This window comes from Gelidibacter algens (assembly GCF_001678675.1).
Taxonomy (GTDB): Bacteria; Bacteroidota; Bacteroidia; order Flavobacteriales; family Flavobacteriaceae; genus Gelidibacter; species Gelidibacter algens.
The window spans coordinates 1-6,922 of the sequence record NZ_LZRN01000081.1 but is presented as its reverse complement, the minus strand read 5'-3'; the positions used below and the strand labels follow the sequence as shown (position 1 = coordinate 6,922).

The 6,922-nt window shown below is 34.7% G+C and carries 2 protein-coding genes and 2 pseudogenes; all 4 read left to right on the top strand.

The window, feature by feature from the left end:
- Positions 1–180 precede the first annotated feature (180 nt).
- Positions 181–2,988 (top strand): M16 family metallopeptidase, encoded by a 2,808-nt coding sequence (locus tag A9996_RS18770; RefSeq protein ID WP_083994036.1) that lies wholly within the window; start codon positions 181–183, stop codon positions 2,986–2,988.
- 163 nt (positions 2,989–3,151) lie between these two features.
- Positions 3,152–5,089 carry a protein-disulfide reductase DsbD family protein gene (locus A9996_RS18765; protein WP_428838894.1) on the top strand — a complete coding sequence of 646 codons (1,938 nt, stop codon included), beginning with the start codon at positions 3,152–3,154 and terminating at the stop codon, positions 5,087–5,089.
- A 130-nt stretch (positions 5,090–5,219) separates the two neighbouring features.
- Positions 5,220–6,709 (top strand): annotated as a pseudogene (locus A9996_RS18760) (aminotransferase class V-fold PLP-dependent enzyme).
- A gap of 9 nt (positions 6,710–6,718) precedes the next feature.
- Positions 6,719–6,922 (top strand): annotated as a pseudogene (locus A9996_RS18755) (hypothetical protein); the annotation flags it as partial.

The following is a 6,922-nucleotide window of genomic DNA, read 5'->3' as shown; positions in this document are numbered from 1 at the left end:
ATAAACGTACTATTTAATTTGGAACATTGAAAAAACGGTCACAATTAGTGGTGGACTTTTCATTGACAATACTGAATAGCGTTTTTTTGAATTTGCTAAGAATAATTTAACATTCATTAATAAGGGTATAATCTCATTTATGACTCTTTATTAGTATTATAACATTAATCAAAAATATTTATGACAATACTACAGAATACACTCAAAACATTCGTGTTAACTTTTTCAGTTGTATTTTCTTTACAACTTGTTAGTGCACAAGATATAATTTCAAAATTCGATAAGGTTCAAGAACTAGGAGGAATATCAGAATATTTATACACTCCTAATGGTATGAATTTGTTGTTGCTTCAAGACAATTCAGCTCCAGTTGTAACTGTTCAAATTGTGTATCGCGTTGGTTCCAAGCATGAAATTTCGGGAAATACCGGTTCTACTCATTTATTGGAACATTTAATGTTTAAGGGCACACCTACGTTCAATAAGAGAAATGGGAATGCCATTTCTTCTGTATTGCAAGGAATAGGCGCACAAATGAACGCCACTACTTGGAATGACCGCACAAACTATTACACGACCATCCCAAGTGATAAAATAGCACTTCCTTTACAAATTGAAGCAGACAGAATGCGTAATTCGTTATTGTTAAAGGAAGACAAGGATACCGAAATGACTGTGGTTCGTAATGAATTTGAACGTGGTGAAAATAACCCAAATAGTGTTTTAAATAAAGAAGTTTGGGCATCAGCCTACATGGCACACACCTACCATCATTCTACTATTGGATGGCGCTCTGATATCGAAAAAGCACCTATAGAAACATTAAGGGATTTTTATAATACATATTACTGGCCAGATAATGCAACCCTTACCATTATTGGTGATTTTCAAAAAGAAAGTCTTTTTGAATTAATTGATAAGTATTTTGGTAAAATAACAAAGGCGCCTCATATAATGCCTCAACCTTATACTGAAGAGCCACTACAATACGGACCACGTAGGGTTGTTATTAAAAAACCAGGACAGATGTCGGTTATTTTAAAGGGTTATAAAATTCCTGGTCGTTTACATGAGGATTTACCTGCTCTGCAAGTTTTGGGTCAACTTATAGGTTCAGGGCCATCTTCAGCCTTAAATAGAGAGTTGATAGATACGGGTGAAGCTTTTTATGTGTATTCAGACGCTAGCAACTTTCAAGAAGTCGGTCTTTTTACTATTGGCGCAGGATTTAATCCATCTAAAAAACACGAATACCTTGAATTAAAGATAGACTCTATTATTACAAAATTTATCGAATCTGGTATACAACAAACCGATGTTGATAGAGTTGTAGGGAAATTAAATACACAAACAATTTTAGCAAAGGACGGTTCTGGCAGAATAGCTGGTGAGCTTAATGAAGCTATTGCAGGTGGAGATTGGACAGATTATGTTAATGGAGAAGAACGACTTAAAATGGTAACAGTAGAAGATGTATTGAGGGTTGCTAAAACTTATTTGGTCGAAGATCAAAGTACTACGGGATACTATATTCCTCAAGCTGCTGGATCTAACCAGAATCAAGAAAAACACGCTTCTAATTACATACAAAACGATTCTAAATATTATTATAGAAACACAGAAAGTGAACCTATAAGTAAGGAAAATGTTTCTGAAGAAGTTGCCGTCAAAACGTCTAATAAGTCGTCATTTGAAGTTCCGACAATTGCTGTCCTCTCTAAACTGGATTATACCAGAAAAAAAGTAGCAGGCATCGACGTAATTACGTCTAAAACTGGCGCAAAGGGGTTTGTAACTGTAGCAGCAAGTTTTCCAATCGCTGCCTACTTTAACACAAAAAAAAATGAAGCAATCCCATCCTTAACAACTAGCATGTTAAGCAAAGGGACTACAAAGAACAATAAATTCCAATTTTCTGAAAAATTGGAAAAATTAGGTGTTAGTTTATCGGTAGATGCAGATACCTATAATGTTAATTTTGGATTTAAGTGTCTAGCAAAAGACATAAACATGGTTGTCAATCTGTTAGCAGAAGAATTACGATTTCCTCTATTTGATGAACAGGAATTTAATATCTTAATAGAACAGATGAAAGGGAACTTGAAACAAGGGCTTTCCGATCCATGGACGAAAGGAAACATAGTATTTTCTCAAAACATTTACTCAGAAGGACATCCGAATTATTCAATAAGTATTGAACAATCCATCGAAAATATTGAGAAAGCTACAATCGCAGAGTTAAAAGCATTCCATAAGAATTATTTTGGTATAAAAGATATGCATCTAGTTGCAGTAGGTGATGTTGATGTAAATATATTGTATGCCAGTTTAAAGAAGGCTTTTAGTGGTTGGAATAATGGAATTACCGAAGCGATAAAGTACATAACTCCCAATAAAGTTAATGGTAAAACCGAAGTGGTGACCATACCTCAAAAACCAAGTGCTGAACTATTTGTTGGTCAGTATACAGGTTTAAAACGTTCAGATGCCGATTTTATACCATTCTATATTGGAAATAATGTATTGGGAAGTGGATTTTCAGGACGATTAATGCGAACTGTTAGAGATGAAGACGGACTAACGTATAGTATAGAATCTTCTCATGGAAGTCATATTTATACGGAAGGCAATTGGACTGTTAACGCATCGTTTAACCCAAGTTTATTTCAGCAAGGGCTTGACGCCACAATGATACAAATTAAAAAATGGCGAAATGAGGGCGTTACCACAGAAGAAGTAGAAGCCATAAAATCCAATTTAATAGGTGGCTTTAAAGTTGGTATGGCCACCACCTCAGGATTGGCAAATACCATACTAAGCTTAGTAGAACGAGGCTTGGAGCCAGATTATATCGATCAATATCCTAAAGACATCGAGGCTGTTACAACCGAACAGGTTAATACTGTAATTAAGAAATATATAGATTTAGATAAAATAATAATCATAAAATCTGGATCATTGGATTCAGATGGAAATCCATTAAATTAAAATAATAATAGTCTTTCACTAAGCTTTGTTCTTAAAAGTTAATATTTTGAATTAGTCATTAACTACAGTGTAAGCATTATAAGGGTTGTTAATATTTTTACAACCCTTTTTTAAAAAGCTAAATGTATGAAAAAAGACAAGTCTAGTAATTGCCTTTTTGGTTGTGTGGTTTGGACAGGCTCAAATATTCAATCCTGTTAAGTGGTCAACCTCAGTTGAAAAAATATCAGATACGGAATATAAATTAATTTCAATTGCTTCCATTGAATCTGGTTGGCATCTCTATTCACAAGATGTCCCAAAGGACGGACCACTTCCAACAAGCTTTACCTATGATGACAATAACGGTGCTTTTAAAATTATAGGAAACACGTCCGAAGAAGAGGGGCATACAATTAATGATCCTGTTTTTAAAATGAAAATAAAATTCTTTGAAAACAATGCAGTTTTTGAGCAATTAATTGAAGTCCTAGGAGATAAGACCACCATAAATGCTTTTGTTGAATTTATGGTTTGCGATGATGAAAAATGTTTACCACCCACCGAAGTCGATTTGGTGTTTCATTTATCTAAAAATATGAATTCAGCTATAAGTGATGATGCTTCAGAAACCAAAATTTCAATAGTTTCAAAAAATGAAGGAACATCACCCAAAGAATCCAAAAGGGGTTTATGGATCATATTTTTTATTGCTTTTCTATCTGGTTTTGCTGCATTGATAACACCCTGTGTGTTTCCAATGATACCACTTACAGTAAGCTTCTTCACTAAGCAGAGTAAAAACAAAGCTCAGGGTATCAGAAACGCCATTTTCTATGGGGTTTCTATTATAGTAATTTATGTCCTTTTAGGAACAGCAATAACTGGAATATTTGGGGCTGATGCTTTAAATAGATTAGCTACCAATGTATGGTTTAACATTATATTTTTCTTATTGCTAGTGGTATTTGCAGTGTCATTTTTGGGAGCCTTCGAAATTACGTTGCCTCAATCTTGGGCTAACAAGGTTGATGCGCAATCCAATAAAAGTGGATTGATAGGAATTTTCTTTATGGCATTAGCACTTGCAATCGTCTCTTTTTCATGTACAGGACCTATAGTTGGCACTTTACTAGTGGAAGCGGCATCAAAAGGCGGTACAGCACCTATTGTTGGCATGCTGGGCTTTTCTTTAGCAATAGCCTTACCATTTGCATTATTTGCTATGTTCCCAGGTTGGATGAACTCTCTGCCAAAATCTGGAGGATGGTTAAACACAGTAAAAGTAGTATTAGGATTTTTAGAATTAGCACTCGCTTTTAAATTCTTATCACAAGCCGATCTTGTATTGCAACTACACTTTTTGGAGCGTGAAGTATTTTTAGCTATATGGATTGCCATCTTCGGTGCTTTAGCATTTTATCTCTTTGGGAAAATACAATTACCTCATGATTCACCTTTAACACATATTTCTGTTGGAAGATTAAGTATGGGACTTATTGTATTATCGTTCACCATTTATATGATTCCAGGGCTTTGGGGAGCACCCCTTAATTTAATAAGTGCTTTTCCACCACCACAAGAATATAGTGAATCTCCTTATGGGGTAGGATTTACAAAAATGGGCGGTGGTTCTGAGTCAGCAGATGCGCATGGCGATTTGCCAGAAGGTGCACATCTATTAGCACCACATGATATATTAGCCTTTAATAATTATTATAAAGGTTTGGCATACGCTAAAGAAGTAGGTAAACCTGTAATGATAGACTTTACGGGTTGGGCGTGTGTCAACTGTCGTAAAATGGAGCAAAATGTATGGCCAAAGGAAAAAATATTGAATATTTTGAAGAATGATGTCGTCTTAATTTCATTGTATGTTGATGATAAACGCAAGTTAGAAGCTGATGACATTGTAGATTCAAAATTAAAACAAGGAAAGAAATTAAAGTATATAGGCCAGAAATGGAGCGAATTACAAACCATAAAGTATAAAGCAAATTCACAACCGTTTTATGTGTTGATGGATCATAATGAAGACAATCTTATAGATCCTGTAGCTTATACACCTGATGCTGATGAATATTATAATTGGCTTAAAGAAGGTATTTCAAAATTTAAATGAATTATAAAGATAGTTTTTTTTGATTGGTTGATTGTATGAATCGCCTTGGTGTGATTAGCCATGGCGGTTTTTTTTAAGGAAACAGTAAAATAATGATAGCATGAGTGTAATATCCAAGAATATAAAACAGATGTTCAATAACAAAAACAAAACGTCTGATCTTGAGTCATATTTTAAACCCTTTAGGGATAATATTGCGGGAGTAGATCAGGAATTTATGTCACCATTAGGAAAAAAGAAAATCGTCTATGCCGATTGGACGGCAAGTGGAAGGTTATACCGCCCAATAGAAGAAAAGTTGCTAAATGAGATTGGCCCTTTGTTGCCAATACCCATACCGAAACTTCTATTACTGGGTCTTCGATGACACTGGCATATCACAAAGTAAGACACATAATTAAAAAGCATGTCAATGCTTCGGAAGAAGATGTATTGATTACTGTTGGTTCAGAGATGACAGGGGCCATAAATAAATTCCAACGTGTTTTAGGGATCAAGGTTCCAGAAAATTTAAAAGACCACATACAAGTTCCTGATGCCTTTAGACCAGTGGTTTTTGTATCGCACATGGAGCACCACTCTAACCAAACTTCATGGTTAGAAAACATGGCTAAGGTAGTGGTGATACCCTGTAATACCGAAGGGCTTATTTGTATAGAAAGTTTTATCATTCTGTTGAATAAATACAAAAAACATCCAATAAAAATAGCATCGATAACAGCATGCTCAAATGTCACTGGTATAAAAACAGATTACAAGACCATTGCAAGAATAATTCATAAAAACAATGGGCTCTGCTTTGTTGATTTTGCTTGTTCAGCACCTTATGTGGACATAGATATGCACCCAGAGGAAGAAGAAGAGTATTTAGTTGCTATCATGATTTCACCATATAAATTTCTTGGAGGGCCAGGATCTACTGGTGTTTTAATATTTAATAAGAAGTTATACAAAAATCTTGTGCCAGATAATCCAGGAGGTGGAACCGTAACCTATACCAACCCTTGGGGAGATCATGACTACATTGATGATATTGAAATTAGAGAAGATGGCGGTACTCCAGGATCTTTACAAGCCATAAAAGTGGCATTGGCCATTCAGCTTAAAGAACAAATGGGTGTAAAAAATATTCTTAAAAAAGAACATGAAATAAACCAAAGGATATTTAGGGCGCTTTCAAAAATTAAAAACCTGCATATTCTAGCAGAAACAAATACAGATCGGTTAGGAGTTTTTTCATTTTATGTAGATGATGCTCACTACAATTTGATTGTAAAACTACTCAATGATCGTTTTGGTGTGCAAACTAGAGGTGGTTGTTCTTGCGCAGGAACATATGGTCATTTTCTGCTTAACGCAAATAAGCTTACTTCGAAAGCTATCGAGCAAAAGATACTGGAAGGTTGTTTAGTAGAGCGACCAGGATGGGTTCGTATGTCTATACATCCAACAATGTCCAATAAGGAAGTAGATTTTATATGCAACGCTATAGATGAAGTATCAACCAACATCAAAGATTGGGAAACCGATTATAGCTACGATGCTGTCAAAAATGAGCTTTTACATAAAAGTAATATAGTTATAGAAAAGGAAATAACAAAAGATTGGTTCAACTTATAAATTGAAATTATGTCTGATACAATAGAAAGAGTAAAGTGTTTAATTATAGGTTCCGGGTCTGCCAGTAATAATGCAACTATTTATACAGCAAGAGGAGCCAATATATTTCCTTTTTTATATCAAGGAATTCAGCTTGAAGGGCAACTAACAACTACCAATGACGAGGTAGAATTTATTTGTATAGCAATTAAGGCAGTAACTAAAAAAACTATC

Excerpts from the sequence above, each read along its gene's own strand:
- A9996_RS18770 (WP_083994036.1), top strand. The coding sequence starts at position 181 with ATGACAATACTACAGAATACACTCAAAACATTCGTGTTAACTTTTTCA.